Origin of the sequence: Stenotrophomonas sp. RIT-551, assembly GCF_026241915.1 — a bacterium.
Taxonomy (GTDB): Bacteria; Pseudomonadota; Gammaproteobacteria; order Xanthomonadales; family Xanthomonadaceae; genus Stenotrophomonas; species Stenotrophomonas bentonitica_A.
Genome location: NZ_JAPJIU010000026.1, coordinates 1 through 15,121 on the forward strand (window position 1 = coordinate 1; position 15,121 = coordinate 15,121).

Here is a 15,121-nt window from a genome sequence, read left to right on the forward strand (position 1 = left end):
GCCATCGCGCTCGTCCTTTCCTCCCCCCTGCTGGCCCAGGACGTACTTGCGCAGGACGCGCCGAACACCGCCAAAACGCTGGACACCGTAATCGTCACCGGCACCCGTGCCGTTGACCGGACCGTGCTGGAATCCACCTCGCCAGTGGATGTGCTCACCGCCGAGGACATCCGCAAGGCCGGCGTGGTCAATGGCGAGCTGGGCAGCGCCCTGCAGGCCCTGCTGCCCTCGTTCAATTTCCCGCGCCAGTCCAACTCCGGCGGTGCCGACCACATCCGGGCCGCCCAGCTGCGCGGCCTCTCGCCCGATCAGGTGCTGGTGCTGGTCAACGGCAAGCGCCGCCACAGCAGCGCCCTGGTCAACACCGACAGCAAGATCGGCAAAGGCACCACCCCGGTCGATTTCAACGCCATCCCGGTCAGCGCGATCAAGCGCATCGAAGTGCTGCGCGATGGCGCCGGTGCGCTGTACGGCTCCGATGCGGTGGCCGGCGTGATCAACGTGATCCTGGATGACGCGCCGGAAGGCGGCGCATTCGAAGCGAGCTTCGGCGCCAACCACACCGACCTCAAGCCGATCGACCGCACCCTCACCGACGGCCAGACCAGCTACGCCAGTGCCAAGGTCGGCACCCGGCTGGGCGATGAGGGCGGCTTCCTGCGCGTGGGCCTGGAGCTGAAAAATCACGAAGGCACCAATCGCGCCGGCTTCGACCAGATCCCGCCGTGGGACCAGACCCCGACCAACCTGGCCCTACAGGGCAAGCGCAACTACGTGCTTGGCGATGGCAAGACCAAGGACCTGAACGCCTGGTACAACGCGCAGCTGCCGTTCGGTGAAACCTCCACGTTCTACAGCTTCGCCACCTTCAACCAGCGCGACAGCGAAGGCGCGAACTACTTCCGCTACCCGGACAGCGACGCCAACTGGGCGCAGATCTACCCGAACGGCTACCGTCCGATCTCCGAGGGCGAAAACCGCGACGTACAGGCCGTGGCCGGCGCGAAGGGCCAGTGGGGAGAGTGGAACTACGATGCGAGCCTGGATTACGGCATCAACACGTTCACTTACCGCCTGCGCAACTCGCTCAACGCCTCGCTGGGCCCGACCAGCCCGACCCGGTTCAAGACCGGTGATTACCGCAATGAGCTGACGGTCGCGAACGTCGACCTCGGCCGTGTGTTCTCGCAGGGCGAGAGCATCACCCACAGCCTTGGCCTGGGCGTGGAAGCGCGCCGCGACCATTACCAGACCCGCCCGGGCGATCCGACCAGCTATGCCGCAGGTCCGTTCACCGATCGCCCGACCGGCTCGCAGGCCGGTGGTGGCCTGACCCCGCAGGATGCGACCTCGCTCTCGCGCGATGTCGCCAGCGCCTACGCCAGCCTGTCCAGCCAGTTCGGTGAGCATTTCTCAAGCGATCTGGCCGCACGCTACGAGCACAGCGATGATTTCGGTGGCGAGCTCACCGGCAAGCTGGGCCTGCGCTACGAATTCACGCCGGCCTTCGCGCTGCGCGGTGCGATCTCCAACAACTTCCGTGCCCCGTCGCTGGCGCAGATCGGCTACGAATCCACGTCCACCGGCTACAACGCGGCCGGCCAGCTGGTGCAGGGCCGCGTGCTGTCGGTGAACAATCCGATCGCGCGTGGCCTGGGCGCCACCGACCTGAAGCCGGAGAAGTCGCTCAACACCAGCCTGGGTTTCACCAGCCGTATCGGCGAGCACTTCGATGTCTCGCTGGACTTCTTCCAGATCGACATCGATGACCGCATCGCACTATCGGAAAGCATCACCGGTGATGCGCTGACCGACTACGTGCAGCAGCAGTTCGGCGTGGCCGGCCTGCAGAGCGCCAGCTTCTTCGTCAACGCCGCCGATACCCGCACCCGCGGCGCGGAACTGGTGAGCAACTGGCGGCAGTCGCTGGGCGATGGCGAGCTGGTGCTGACCGGCACCTACGCTTACACCAAGACCACGCTGAAGAACGTGCTCGCCACCCCGCCGGGCCTGCTCGCGCTGGATCCGGACTACGTGCTGTTCGGCGTGGAAGAGACCAATACGCTGACCGATGCCACCCCGCGCACCCGCGCCGCGCTGGCCGCCAGCTGGGCCGATGATCGCTGGTCGCTGAGCAGCCGCCTGAGCCGCTATGGCAGCGTCACCCGCGTGTTCAACTTCGGCGACGGCTTCATTCCGCGCCAGACCTACGGCGCCGAGTGGCAGCTGGATGCCGAGGTGGAGTTCAAGATCACCCCGCAGTGGAGCGTGGCGGTGGGTGGGCAGAACCTGACCGACAACTACTCGGACCTGTCCAACGACGACATCTACTACTACGGCAACCTGCCGTATGACGTGCTGTCACCGATCGGTAGCAATGGCGCGTATTACTACGGGCGCGTGCGGTATACGTTCTGACGGGGTGCAGCCGACCAACGGTCGGCTCTACCGGGTTTGTGCAGCCGACCGACGGTCGGCTCTACCCGGGTTGGTGCAGCCGGCTGACCGTCGGCTCTACCGGGTTTGTGCAGCCGACCAACGGTCGGCTCTACCGTGGGTGAACGGGAGGATGCGTGGGTGATGCCATGACCTGGCGATCACATCCACGCTGGCATGTTGGTCACCATGGCCAACGACTTCCCCCAACGTCCGCCGCCGCCGCTGCTGGACGATGCCTGTGCGCTGTTCCTGGACGTGGATGGCACCCTTATCGAATTCGCGGACGACCCCGAGTCGGTCGCGCTGCTGCCGGATGTGCGTGAAGCGATCGGGCGCATCAGCGACCGCCTGGATGGCGCGGTCGCGCTGATCAGCGGCCGGCCGCTGGCCCAGCTGGACAAACTCTTCGCTCCCCTGAGCCTGCCCGCCGCCGGCCTGCATGGCCATGAGCTGCGCAACCACGAGCAGCGCGCGCAGAGCAGCGATCCCTCCGCCGATACCAGTGAGTGGCTGCACGCCCTGCACCAGCAGGCGATGCGGTTCGCGCATGGCTATCCCGGCGTGCTCGTTGAAGACAAGGGCCGCAGCCTGGCCCTGCATTGGCGTGGTGCTCCGCATGCCGCCAATGACGTGCGTGCGTTTGCCGAACGGCATATCCGCGGGCATGGCGGCTACCGGCTGCAGCCCGGCGACCATGTGATCGAATTCCTGCCTGAAGGCAGCGACAAGGGGCGTGCGATGCGGCAGCTGATGCTGCAGCCGCCGTTCCGTGATCGCATGCCGGTGTTCGTCGGCGATGACCTCACCGATGAATTCGGCTTCGGCGCAGCCAATGATCTGCATGGCTGGAGCGTGCTGGTCGGTGCGCGCGAGCCGAGCGATGCGGTGTTCTCGCTGCCGACGATACGCAGCGTCCACGCCTGGCTTCGCGAGAATGCCTACTGATGCCTTGACCCCAAGGCCCCCTGACGCCGCGCGCAGGTCTCCCCCACCGGTGTGCCGCCGCGGCATGACACGAGACTTCCTGCATCATGAGCGAACCCGATCTGAATCTGGGCGTGGTCGGCAATGGCAGCTTCGGCGCGCTGATCGACAAGCACGCGCGCGTCGTCTGGAGCTGCCTGCCGACCTTCGACGGCGACCCCACCTTCTGCGCCCTGCTTGGCCCCAATCAACAACAGGGCGGTGACTTCGGCATCGAGCTGGAGGACATGGTCGAGAGCGAACAGAGCTACCTGACCAACACCGCCATCCTGCGCACCGTGCTGCGCGACAAGCATGGCGGCGCGCTGGAAATCATCGATTTCGCGCCGCGCTGGCGCCAGAACGACCGCTTCTACCGGCCGGTCAGCCTGATCCGCCAGGTCCGCCCGCTGTCCGGCAACCCGCGCATCATCGTGCGCGCCCGGCCACTGGCCGACTGGGGCGCGCGTGTTCCCGATTCGACCTGGGGCAGCAACCACATCCGCTGGGTGCTGCCCGACCACGTGCTGCGCCTGACCACGGATGTGCCGCTGCGCTTCGTGCGCGACGGCCTGCCGTTCGTGCTCAACCACCCGGTGCACCTGGTACTGGGCGTGGACGAGTCGCTCAACCGTTCGCTCAGCGGCTACGTACAGGAGTCCTTCCAGCGCACGCGCGACTACTGGCGCGAATGGGTGCGCTATCTGTCCATCCCGCTGGAATGGCAGGACGCGGTGATCCGCAGCGCGATCACCCTGAAACTGTGCCAGTACGAAGACAGCGGCGCGATCATCGCCGCGATGACGACCTCCATTCCCGAAGCGCCCGGCAGCATCCGCAACTGGGATTACCGCTATTGCTGGTTGCGCGATGCCGCCTTCGTGGTGCGTACGCTCAACCGCCTCGGCGCCACGCGCACGATGGAGCAGTTCCTGGGCTACATCTTCAACCTGGCCACCGCCGATGGCAGCCTGCAGCCACTGTACGGCATCAGCTTCGAGGCCAAGCTGGAAGAAAGCGAAGTCCCCTCGCTGTCCGGCTACCGCGGCATGGGGCCGGTGCGTCGCGGCAACTTGGCCTGGGTGCAGCGCCAGCACGATGTCTACGGCAGCGTGGTGCTCGCCTCCACGCAGCTGTTCTTCGATCGCCGCCTGCAGGACCCGGGCGATGCACACACCTTCGCGCGGCTGGAGCCGCTCGGCGAGCAGGCCTTCACCCTGCATGACGTGCCCGATGCCGGGCTGTGGGAGTTCCGTGGCCGCACCGAAGTGCATACCTACACCAGCGCGATGTGCTGGGCCGCCTGCGACCGCCTGTGCAAGATCGCGGTGCGGCTGAAGCTGGATGACCGCGCCACCTACTGGCGCGAGCGAGCCGACATCATCCATGCGCGGATCATGCGCGACTCGTGGAGCGAAGCGCTCGGGCACTTCACTGATACCTTCGGTGGCCACCGCCTGGATGCCTCGTTGCTGCTGCTGGCCGACATCGGGTTCATCGATGCCACCGACGCACGCTTTGTCGCCACCGTCGAGGCGATCGGCCGCGATCTCAAACATGGCAACGCGCTGTACCGTTACGTGGCACCGGATGACTTCGGCGAACCGGAAACCAGCTTCACCATCTGCACCTTCTGGTACATCGATGCGCTTGCCGCAATCGGTCGCCTGGACGAAGCGCGCGAGATGTTCGAGATGCTGCTGGAGCGCCGCAATCACCTGGGCCTGCTCTCCGAAGACCTGGCCTTCGACAATGGCGAGGCCTGGGGCAACTTCCCGCAGACCTATTCGCACGTGGGCCTGATCACCGCCGCCATGCGCCTGTCGCGCAGCTGGCAGGAGGCATCATGAGCCGCCTGGTCGTCGTGTCCAACCGGGTCGCCGTTCCCGGTGAATCCCGCGCCGGCGGCCTGGCGGTCGGCCTGCTCGCCGCGCTCAAGGAACGTGGCGGGCTGTGGTTCGGCTGGAGCGGCAAGTCGGTACGCGACAACAGCGGCACGCTGCATGAGCAGGTGGACGGTGACATCCGCTACGTCACCATGGACCTCAACAAGCGCGATGTGGACGGCTACTACAACGGCTTCGCCAATCGCACGCTGTGGCCATTGCTGCACTTCCGGCTGGACCTGGTCGACTACGACCGCGGGACGCGCGAAACGTACCGCCGGGTCAACGCGCTGTTCGCCGAGAAGCTCGCCCCGCTGCTGCGCGAAGACGACATCGTCTGGATCCACGATTACCACCTGATCCCGCTCGCCTCGCTGCTGCGCGAGCGTGGCATCGGCTGCCGGATCGGCTTCTTCCTGCATGTGCCGATGCCCTCGGCGGACCTGCTGCAGGCCATGCCCGACCACCTGCGGTTGTTCTCCAGCCTGTACGCCTATGACCTGGTCGGCTTCCAGACCCAGCGCGATGCGGACCGTTTCCAGTCCTACGTGCGCCTGTTCGGTGGCGGCCGGGTGCTGCCCGATGGCGAGCTGGAAGCACCCGGCGGCCGACGCTTCCGCGCCGCGGCCTTCCCGATCGGCATCGATACCGAGTTCATCGCGCGGCAGGCCAAGGCCGGGGCGAACAAGCCAGCGGTCAAGGACCTGCGCGGCAGCCTGCGCAATCGCCAGCTGGCGATCGGCGTGGACCGGCTGGACTACTCCAAGGGCCTGCCCGAACGCTTCCAGGGCTTCGAGCGGTATCTGGAACGCCACCCGGACCAGCATGGCTCGCTCACGTATCTGCAGATCGCCCCGGTATCCCGTGGCGATGTCACCGAGTACCGGCAGCTGCGCGGCCAGCTGGAACAGATCGCCGGGCACATCAACGGCGGGCATGCCGCGCCGGACTGGACCCCGCTGCGCTACGTCAACCAGAACTTCACCCATGCCACCCTGACCGGCTTCTACCGGGCGGCGGCGGTGGGCCTGGTGACCCCGTTGCGCGACGGCATGAACCTGGTCGCCAAGGAATACGTCGCCTCGCAGGATCCGGAGAATCCGGGCGTACTGGTGCTGTCACTGCTGGCCGGCGCTGCCGATGAACTCAAGCAGGCACTGCTGGTCAATCCACATGACCTCGATGGCGTGGCCGATGCGATCGCCACGGCCGCGACGATGCCGCTGAAGAAGCGCGTGGAGCGCTGGCAGGCGATGATGGACCACCTGCGCACCTACGACATCAATCATTGGCGGCAGACGTATCTTCAGGCCCTGGAAGGGTGACGTCGCCGGGCTACGGGACGCGCGTACGGTAGTGCCGGCCGCTGGCCGGCTCGTCACGATCGTTCAGACGGTCACGGCGCGATCCACGCCAGGGTCGCCATGCGCCCGGTGCGGCGGTCGCGCCGGTGCGAGTAGAACCGCTGCGGATCGGCCAGCGTGCAGTACTGCCCGCCACTGATGCTGGCCGGGTCCAGCCCGGCGGCCTGCAGGCGCCGGCGGGCCAACGCGTACAGGTCGACCTTCCAGTGCCCCGGCCGTGTCGCCACGAATGCCGCCGCAGCGCCCTCGTCGCGCTCCACGAAGGCCTTCAACACGTCCTCGCCGATCTCGTACAGCGCCGGCCCGGCGGCCGGCCCCAGCCACGCCTGCAGCTGCGCGGGCGGGGTCTGCAGGGCGGCCACGGTGGCCTCCAGCATCCCATCGGCCAGCCCGCGCCACCCGGCATGGGCGGCGCCGATCTCACCGCCATCGCGCGCGGCGAACACCACCGGCAGGCAGTCGGCGGTGAGAATCGCCAGCACCACGCCCGGCACCGAGGTCACGGCGGCATCGGCGGTCGGTTCAGCCTCCACACCCGTGGCGGTCGGCGGCGCGGTGAAGCGGCGCACGCCGGTGCCATGCACCTGGCGCAGCCAATGCGGCGCCGAGGGGAGGCCCAGCCCGGGCACCAGCAGGTCACGGTTGCGCTGCACCTGCGCCGGGTCGTCGCCATCGGCCGAGTACCGGTTGCCCATGTTGAACTGGTCGAACGGCGCCACCGAACCGCCCGCGCCGAAACGCAGGGTGGTCAGCGCATGGACCCCGCTCTGGGCCTGCCAGTCGGCGCGCAGCACGGGCACGGTGGCGTCCATCAGCGGCGGTTGCGCTCCTGCTCGGCGAAGCGCTTGCTGTCTTCGCGCAGGGCGTGCAGCAGGGCCTGCATGTCAGCCGGCGGCGGCGCGCTGTTGGTGATCTTCTCACCGGTGATCGGGTGCACGAACTCCAGCGTTTCAGCGTGCAGCGCCTGGCGCTTGAAGCCGCGCAGCTCGGCGACCAGTTCATCGCTGGCGCCCTTGGGCAGCTTCAGCGCACCGCCATACAGCTGATCGCCGATGATCGGGTGACGCAGGTGCGCCATGTGCACGCGGATCTGGTGGGTACGGCCGGTTTCCAGGCGGCACTCCAGCGCGGTGTGCGCACGGAAACGCTCGCGCAGGCGGTAGTGCGTGATCGCTTCCTTGCCGTCTTCGCGCACGGCCATGCGGATGCGGTCGCGCGGGTGGCGGTCGATGCCGGCGGTCGCGGTGCCGCCGGAGACCAGCGCACCCACCACCACGGCCAGATACTGGCGGTGCACTTCACGGGCGGAGAGCTGCTCCACCAGCGCGGTCTGCGCCTGGATCGTGCGGGCGATCACCATCACGCCGCTGGTGTCCTTGTCCAGGCGGTGCACGATGCCCGCGCGCGGCAGCACCGACAGCGAGGGATCGCGGAACAGCAGCGCATTGACCAGGGTACCGGTCGGGTTGCCCGCCCCGGGATGGACCACCAGGCCGACCGGCTTGTTGATCACGAACACGTGCTCGTCCTCGTACAGGACCTCCAGCGGGATGTCCTCCGGCTCGGCATGGGTCTGGGTGTCGAGCACGACATGCAGGCTGGCCACCTCGCCGCCGCGCACCGGGTCGCGCCCGCGCACGGTGTCGCCGTCCAGCAGGACGTCCCCGGACTTGATCCACTCGGTCAGCTTGGACCGGGAGAATTCGGGGAACAGCTCGGCCAGGACCGCGTCGAAACGCCGGCCGGCGGCGGTATCGGGCACGATGGCCTGGCGGGGGGAATCGGAATCAGCAGGGGTATCGGACATGGGGGAACACCGCAATAGGGACAATTTTGGGGTCCGGCCGACCAGTTTCAGTCGCGGGACAGGCCACTAGGCTATCATCGACCCTTCGTATTCCAGCCGCGTCCCGCCCTGACCCCATGATCCGACGCTCCGTTATGCTGTCCGCGCCCGTCCGCCTCGCCGCCCTGATGCTGGTGCTGCTCTTCGTCGCCACCGGCTGTCACCGCGGCACCAAGGGCAAGAATCCGGATGAAGGCCTGCCGGTCGAAACGCTCTATGAGAAGAGCCACAAGCTCATGGAAGGGGGGAACTGGAGCGGCGCCGAAGCCAGCTTCCGCCGCCTGGTAGCCCAGTACCCGTATGGCCCGTACACCGAGCAGGCCATGATCGAAAGCGCCTACGCGCAGTACAAGGCCGGCAAGCACGATGACGCGGTGTCCAGCGTGGACCGCTTCATCCGTACCTACCCGACCCACCGCAACATCGCCTACATGTACTACCTGCGCGGCCTGGCCAATGGCAACCGCGACACGGTCTTCCTGCGCCGCGTCTGGTCGCTGGACCCGAGCCGCCGCGACCTGTCGAGCCCGCGCCAGGCCTATGCCGATTTCACCATCGTCACCGAGCGCTACCCCAACAGCCGCTACGCCGCCGATGCGCGCCAGCGGATGATCGCCCTGCGCGACGTGTTCGCCCAGTACGAGCTGGACAACGCCCTGTACTACCTGCGCCGCGAGGCCTACGTCTCGGCCGCGGGCCGCGCCAACTTCCTGCTGGAAAACTACCCGCAGAGCGCGTTCCAGTACGACGCCGTGGCCGCGCTGGGCGAGGCCTACACCCGCCTGGGCAACAAGACCCTGGCCGACGATGCCCGCCGCGTGCTCGAGCTGAACCAGCCCGACCACCCGTGGCTGCAGGGCAACTGGCCGAAGTACCCCTGGATGGTCCGCAAGCTGAACCCGTTTGCCGGCGAGAAGTCCGCCAGTACCGGTGAACGCAACGCCACGATGAATCGCAAGTAAGAAAAAAAAGGCCCCGAAAGGGGCCTTTTCCGTCAAGGGAGCTTTCCCAAGCCGCTCCTTTTGGGACTGGCATCTCAACGCCAACGATCCGCGCTATTCAGACTGACACCTTACGGCCACACCCGCCCGCAAGGAGTCTGCATGATGCTCAAGATCGTCCATCTGCGCGCCGCATCCCTCGTGTTCGTCTCCGCCACCCTCGGCCTCGCCGCCGGTGCAGCCGGTGCAGCCGGTTCCACTGCGCCGTCGCAGGCAGGCGATCTCATCTCGGCCGAGTCCTATCAGGCCAGTTGGGTGCCTTCCCGTGCCGCCCACGCCTACAAGCTGAGCTATCGCACGCCCGACCACCACGGCCACCTGGCCCAAGGCACGGGGCTTCTGTACCTCCCAGCGGGCACTGCACCCCCCGGTGGCTGGCCGGTCGTCTCTTGGGCGCATGGCACCCAGGGCGTTGCCGATCACTGTGCGCCATCGGTTTCCGGGCCGTTCCAGCCCGAGCGCGATGGCCGCTTCCTCGACCAGTTCCTGGCCCGGGGCTACGCCGTGGCAGCCGCGGACTACCAGGGGCTGGGCAGCCCCGGCGAGCATGCTTATCTCCACGTCGGGACCGCTGCGCGCAACACCATCGACATGATCAAGGCCAGCCGTCAGTACCTCGGCCCGGCGACCCTCGCCCCGCGCTGGGTCTCGGTGGGCCACTCCCAGGGAGGGGCGGCCGCGCTCGCCGCCGGCCATATCGGGCCTGGTTACGGCGGCCCGTCGCTGGAATACCGGGGCAGTTTCACCACCGGCACCCCCACTGCCGTGGAACTGACCGCACTGGTGATGAAACCTGACAACCTCACAGCCAATCCCGGCGCGCTCAATGCGTACCACGCCTACCTGCTGGACGGTCTGCTGCAGCTTGCGCCACACATCGACCAGGTACTGTCCGAACACGGGCGCGCACGCGTCGCGCTGGCCCGCCAGCACTGCCTGGGTGCCCTGAGCACGCTGCTGGAAGGCGCCAACACCGGCGAGATGTTCAGCGCGCCGTTGTACACCGTGCCTGGCATCTGGACGCTGCTGCACGACTATCTGGGCGTGCCACGGCGCGGCTTCAGCCAGCCATTGATGCTCGGCCACGGGCGCCAGGACCGCGATGTGCCCTACGTCACCACGCTTCTGTACGCCGCTGGCCTGGCGCTGCGCGGTGAACCGGTCGCGTTCCGCGCCTACCCTGTCGATCACCGCGGCACGCTGGACGCGGCGGCAGCCGATGGCCTCGCCTTCGTGCGCGCGCGCCTGGAGGCCGGCGCGCCCGCCTACGACGCGTTGGAAGAAATCACCGCACTGGAAGCGTTGCTGGATACGTCACCGTAGCCGGCAATCGCTCCTCGCCAGGCAGCTCAGCCCTTGTACCCGTTACTGATCGGGTACCGCCGCTCACGCCCGAACGCCCGGCGCGAGACCTTCGGCCCCGGGGCTGCCTGGTGGCGCTTCCACTCGCTGGTGCGCACCAGGCGCAGCACACGGTCCACCACCTCGGCGGCGTAGCCGGCGGCCACGATCTCCTCGCGTGACTGCTCCTGGTCCACGTAGCGGTACAGGATGCCGTCCAGCACGTCATAGGCCGGCAGCGAATCCTGGTCGGTCTGGTTGGCGCGCAGCTCGGCCGAGGGCGGGCGGGAAATCACCGCCGGTGGGATCACCGGCGCACCGCCTACGGTGTTGCGCCACTTGGACAGGCCGAACACCTCGGTCTTGTACAGGTCCTTCAGCGGCGCATAGCCACCGCACATGTCGCCGTAAATGGTGGCGTAGCCGACCGCATACTCGCTCTTGTTGCCGGTGGTCAGCAGCAGCCCGCCGAACTTGTTGGACAGCGCCATCAGGATCACGCCGCGGCTGCGCGACTGCAGGTTCTCTTCGGTCACATCCGCCGCCTGCCCCTCGAACATCGGGCCCAGCGCGGCCATCAGGCCTTCGAACACCGGCTCGATCGAGACCGCTTCCAGCGTCACGCCCAGCGCGCGGCACTGTTCGGCCGCCAGGTCGTTGGACATATCCGCCGTGTAGCGCGACGGCAGCCGCACCGCGGTGACGTTGGCCGCGCCCAGCGCGTCCACCGCCATCGCCAGCACCAGCGCCGAATCGATGCCGCCGGACAGGCCCAGCCAGACCTTCTTGAAACCGTTCTTGCGGCAATAGTCCTGGATACCGCGGGTCACCGCACGCCAGGCCAGCGCATCCATGCTCTCGTCGCCGTCGTCGATCCACTCGCGCGGCAGGAAGCGGCGCGCACCCGCGTCGTAATCCACGACCAGCCACTGGTCGGTGAAGGCCGCGGCGGCCGGGTGCACCGTGCCATCCCCATCGGCGACCACCGAGGCGCCATCGAACACCAGCGCGTCCTGGCCGCCCACCACGTTGAGGTAGGCGATCGCGGCCCCGCTCTCACGGGTACGCTCGGCCAGCAGCGCGTCGCGCTGGGCGTGCTTGCCGCGCTCATACGGGGAGGCATTGGGCACCACCACCAGCTGTGCGCCGGCACGGACGGTATCGGCCAGCGGTTCGGCGAACCACAGGTCTTCGCAGACCAGCACGCCGACCGGCACGCCCTTCAGCTCGAACACGCAGCTGCCGCCGTCCGGATCGACATCGAAATAACGTCGCTCATCGAACACCGCGTAGTTGGGCAGCTCGCGCTTGCGGTAGGTGTGTTCGACCTTGCCGTCGCGCAGCACGCTGGCCGCGTTGTAGACCACCGCGCCGGCGGCCTGGGGCCAACCGACCACGGCCGCGATTCCCGTGGTAGCCGCCGCGATGCGCTCCAGCGCCTGCTGGCAGTCGTACAGGAAGCCCGGGCGCAGCAGCAGATCCTCCGGCGGGTAGCCACTGATCGCCAGCTCGGGGAACACCACCAGCTCGGCACCGTACTCATCGCGCGCCTCGGCGATCATCGCGATGATGTTGTCGGTGTTCTGCGCCACCGCGCCAACCGGGAAATCGAACTGCGCCAGGGCAATGCGGAGCGACGTCATGGGGTTCCAGCCTGTAGGTGTACTGCGCTCATTGTAGTGCCGGCCGCTGGCCGGCAACCACGCATTCGGCGGCAGCACGATGCGGCGACGGTCAGTGGCCGGCATGACGTGGCGTGCGTACCGAACAACCGTGGGGACCTATCGTCAGGGTGTCGCCTTGAACGCAGAAAGGCCGCCCGGAGGCGGCCTTTCTGTTTGATGCAGCCGACCAACGGTCGGCTCTACGGGCAGCTGACCAACGGTCAGCTCTACCGGCAGCCGACCAACGGTCAGCTCTACGGGCAGCCGACCAACGGTCGGCTCTACCGGCGGCTGACCAGCGGTCAGCTCTACCCACGCGTCGGCCGCGGTGCGGCCGGCGTTTTATTTCACCAGCTTGGCGATGGCAGCGCCCAGGTCGCCCGGCGAACGGACGGTCACGACGCCAGCAGCTTCCATGGCGGCGAACTTGCCTTCGGCGGTGCCCTTGCCGCCCGATGCGATCGCACCGGCGTGGCCCATGCGCTTGCCGGCCGGAGCCGAGGCGCCCGCGATGAAACCGACGACCGGCTTCTTCACGTGGTTCTTGATGTACTCGGCACCGGCTTCTTCAGCGTCACCGCCGATTTCGCCGACCATGATGATGCCTTCGGTCTGCGGATCTTCGTTGAACAGCTTCAGGCAGTCGACGAAGTTCAGGCCGTTGATCGGGTCACCACCGATGCCGATGCAGGTGGACTGGCCCAGGCCGACTTCCGTGGTCTGCTTGACCGCTTCATAGGTCAGGGTGCCCGAACGCGACACGATGCCGATCTTGCCCGGCTGGTGGATGTGGCCCGGCATGATGCCGATCTTGCACTCACCCGGGGTGATGACGCCCGGGCAGTTCGGCCCGATCAGCACGGTGTCCGGATGCGAACGGGTCAGCACGTTCTTGACGCGCAGCATGTCCAGCACCGGAATGCCTTCGGTGATGCACACGATGACCTGGATGCCGGCAGCAGCGGCTTCCAGGATCGCATCAGCCGCGTACGGCGGCGGCACGTAGATGACCGAGGCGTTCGCGCCGGTGCTCTGCACGGCGTCGGCAACGGTGTTGAAGACCGGCAGGTCGATGTGGGTGGTGCCGCCCTTGCCGGGGGTCACGCCGCCAACAACCTGGGTGCCGTACTCGATCATCTGAGTGGCGTGGAAGGTGCCCTGCTGGCCGGTGAAGCCCTGCACGATCACCTTGGTGTTCTTGTTAATCAAAACAGACATGGGAATTCCTTGGTGTCGGGATCAGGCGGCGTTCTTGACAGCTTCAACGATCTTCTTGGCGCCATCGTTGATGTTGTCAGCCGGGATGATGGCCATGCCGCTGTCACGCAGCAGCTGCTTGCCTTCTTCCACGTTGGTGCCTTCCAGGCGCACCACGACCGGAACCTTGACGCCCACTTCCTTCACGGCGGCGATGATGCCTTCGGCAATCATGTCGCAGCGGACGATGCCGCCGAAGATGTTGACGAAGATGCCTTCGACCTTGTCCGAGGACAGGATCAGCTTGAAGGCTTCAATGACACGCTGCTTGTTCGCACCGCCGCCCACGTCCAGGAAGTTCGCCGGCTCGCCGCCGTTGAGCTTGATGACGTCCATGGTGGCCATGGCCAGGCCGGCGCCGTTGACCATGCAGCCGATGTTGCCGTCCATGGTGACGTAGTTGATGTCCAGCTCCGAAGCGATCACTTCGGTCGGATCTTCCTGGGTCTTGTCGCGCATGGCGACCAGGGCCTTCTGGCGGAAGGCGGCGTTGTCGTCGCTGTCGAACTTGCCGTCCAGCGCGTACAGGTTGCCGTCGTCCAGGATGGCCAGCGGGTTGATTTCAACCAGGGCCAGGTCCTTTTCGTTGAACAGCTTGTACAGGTTCACCATGATGTTGGCGAACTGGCCGGCCTGCTTGGCGGTCAGGCCCAGCTTGAAGCCGAAATCACGGCCGTGGTAACCCTGCACGCCTTCAACGAAATCAACGTTGAGCGAGTGGATCAGCTCGGGGGTTTCAGCGGCGACCTGCTCGATCTCCACGCCGCCTTCCGAAGAAGCGATGTAGGTGATGGTCTTGGTGCCACGGTCAACCAGCACCGACAGGTACAGTTCCTTGACGATCTCGCCGGCGGTGGTCACCAGCACCAGGTTGACCGGCAGTTCAACGCCGGCGGTCTGGTAGGTGGCCATCTTGGTGCCGAGCATCTTGGCCGCAGCGGCCTTCACGTCGTCGGTGGTCTTGCAGAACTTGACGCCGCCAGCCTTGCCGCGGCCGCCAGCGTGGATCTGCGCCTTGACCATCCAGGGGCCCTGGCCCAGGGCGTTGGCAGCGTCAACCGCTTCGTCCGGGGTAGCCGCGACCTTGCCGGCCGGAACGGGAATGCCGTACTCGGCAAGCAGCTGTTTTGACTGGTATTCGTGGAAATTCATGCGTCACCGTGGGAATAGGAACGACCGCACGCATCTCCAAGGCTCCCTCACGGGGGCGCCGGTAAGGACCGCGGCGGGCCCACTATTGTGGACGACCCGGCGCGCAGGCGCAAAGAAGTCAGTGGCAAGACACCGGCCAGGCACCGTTTCCAGCGCAATTTCAGACAGTTGCGGCAGGTGCCGGAAACAGCCACCCGGGTCGCCCGCG

At 67.0% G+C, this 15,121-nt stretch carries 11 protein-coding genes; 6 read left to right on the forward strand and 5 right to left on the reverse strand.

What is annotated here, in order from left to right:
• The 4 genes from ORK51_RS17580 to otsA form a co-directional block, all read left to right on the forward strand.
• The coding region (locus ORK51_RS17580; protein ID WP_429000701.1) for a TonB-dependent receptor plug domain-containing protein at window positions 1-2,418 on the forward strand (2,418 nt) is incomplete at its 5' end.
• A 207-nt stretch (window positions 2,419-2,625) separates the two neighbouring features.
• Window positions 2,626-3,384 carry a trehalose-phosphatase gene (gene otsB, locus ORK51_RS17585; protein WP_070427450.1) on the forward strand — a complete coding sequence of 253 codons (759 nt, stop codon included), beginning with the start codon at window positions 2,626-2,628 and terminating at the stop codon, window positions 3,382-3,384.
• A gap of 86 nt (window positions 3,385-3,470) precedes the next feature.
• The gene (locus ORK51_RS17590; RefSeq protein ID WP_019183950.1) at window positions 3,471-5,252 is read left to right on the forward strand and encodes a glycoside hydrolase family 15 protein; all 1,782 of its coding nucleotides are present in this window, start codon (window positions 3,471-3,473) and stop codon (window positions 5,250-5,252) included.
• Complete coding sequence (gene otsA / locus ORK51_RS17595) at window positions 5,249-6,613, forward strand: alpha,alpha-trehalose-phosphate synthase (UDP-forming) (RefSeq protein WP_019183949.1); 1,365 nt, start codon at window positions 5,249-5,251, stop codon at window positions 6,611-6,613. Before ORK51_RS17590 ends, otsA begins: the two co-directional genes overlap by 4 nt.
• Before the next feature lie 71 nt (window positions 6,614-6,684).
• Here otsA and pgeF read toward each other — a convergent pair whose 3' ends face one another.
• Together pgeF and rluD are read right to left on the reverse strand one after the other, a co-directional pair.
• On the reverse strand, window positions 6,685-7,464 hold the full coding sequence (pgeF, locus tag ORK51_RS17600; protein WP_266086211.1) for a peptidoglycan editing factor PgeF: 780 nt from the start codon (window positions 7,462-7,464) through the stop codon (window positions 6,685-6,687).
• Window positions 7,464-8,459 carry a 23S rRNA pseudouridine(1911/1915/1917) synthase RluD gene (rluD, locus tag ORK51_RS17605; RefSeq protein WP_019183947.1) on the reverse strand — a complete coding sequence of 332 codons (996 nt, stop codon included), beginning with the start codon at window positions 8,457-8,459 and terminating at the stop codon, window positions 7,464-7,466. The genes pgeF and rluD overlap by 1 nt, the downstream gene beginning before the upstream one ends.
• 116 nt (window positions 8,460-8,575) lie before the next feature.
• Here rluD and ORK51_RS17610 point away from each other — a divergent pair, with 116 nt between their 5' ends.
• On the forward strand, window positions 8,576-9,460 hold the full coding sequence (locus ORK51_RS17610) for an outer membrane protein assembly factor BamD (protein WP_026069896.1): 885 nt from the start codon (window positions 8,576-8,578) through the stop codon (window positions 9,458-9,460).
• A 141-nt stretch (window positions 9,461-9,601) separates the two neighbouring features.
• On the forward strand, window positions 9,602-10,822 hold the full coding sequence (locus tag ORK51_RS17615) for a lipase family protein (RefSeq protein WP_266086215.1): 1,221 nt from the start codon (window positions 9,602-9,604) through the stop codon (window positions 10,820-10,822).
• Between the two features lie 26 nt (window positions 10,823-10,848).
• On the opposite strand, the gene ORK51_RS17620 is transcribed toward ORK51_RS17615, so the two are convergent.
• The 3 genes from ORK51_RS17620 to sucC form a co-directional block, all read right to left on the reverse strand.
• The gene (locus ORK51_RS17620) at window positions 10,849-12,483 is read right to left on the reverse strand and encodes an NAD+ synthase (RefSeq protein WP_019183944.1); all 1,635 of its coding nucleotides are present in this window, start codon (window positions 12,481-12,483) and stop codon (window positions 10,849-10,851) included.
• Window positions 12,484-12,846: 363 nt separating this feature from the next.
• Window positions 12,847-13,722 carry a succinate--CoA ligase subunit alpha gene (gene sucD, locus ORK51_RS17625; protein WP_019183943.1) on the reverse strand — a complete coding sequence of 292 codons (876 nt, stop codon included), beginning with the start codon at window positions 13,720-13,722 and terminating at the stop codon, window positions 12,847-12,849.
• A gap of 21 nt (window positions 13,723-13,743) precedes the next feature.
• The gene (sucC, locus tag ORK51_RS17630; RefSeq protein ID WP_070425790.1) at window positions 13,744-14,913 is read right to left on the reverse strand and encodes an ADP-forming succinate--CoA ligase subunit beta; all 1,170 of its coding nucleotides are present in this window, start codon (window positions 14,911-14,913) and stop codon (window positions 13,744-13,746) included.
• Between the last annotated feature and the right edge of the window lie 208 nt (window positions 14,914-15,121).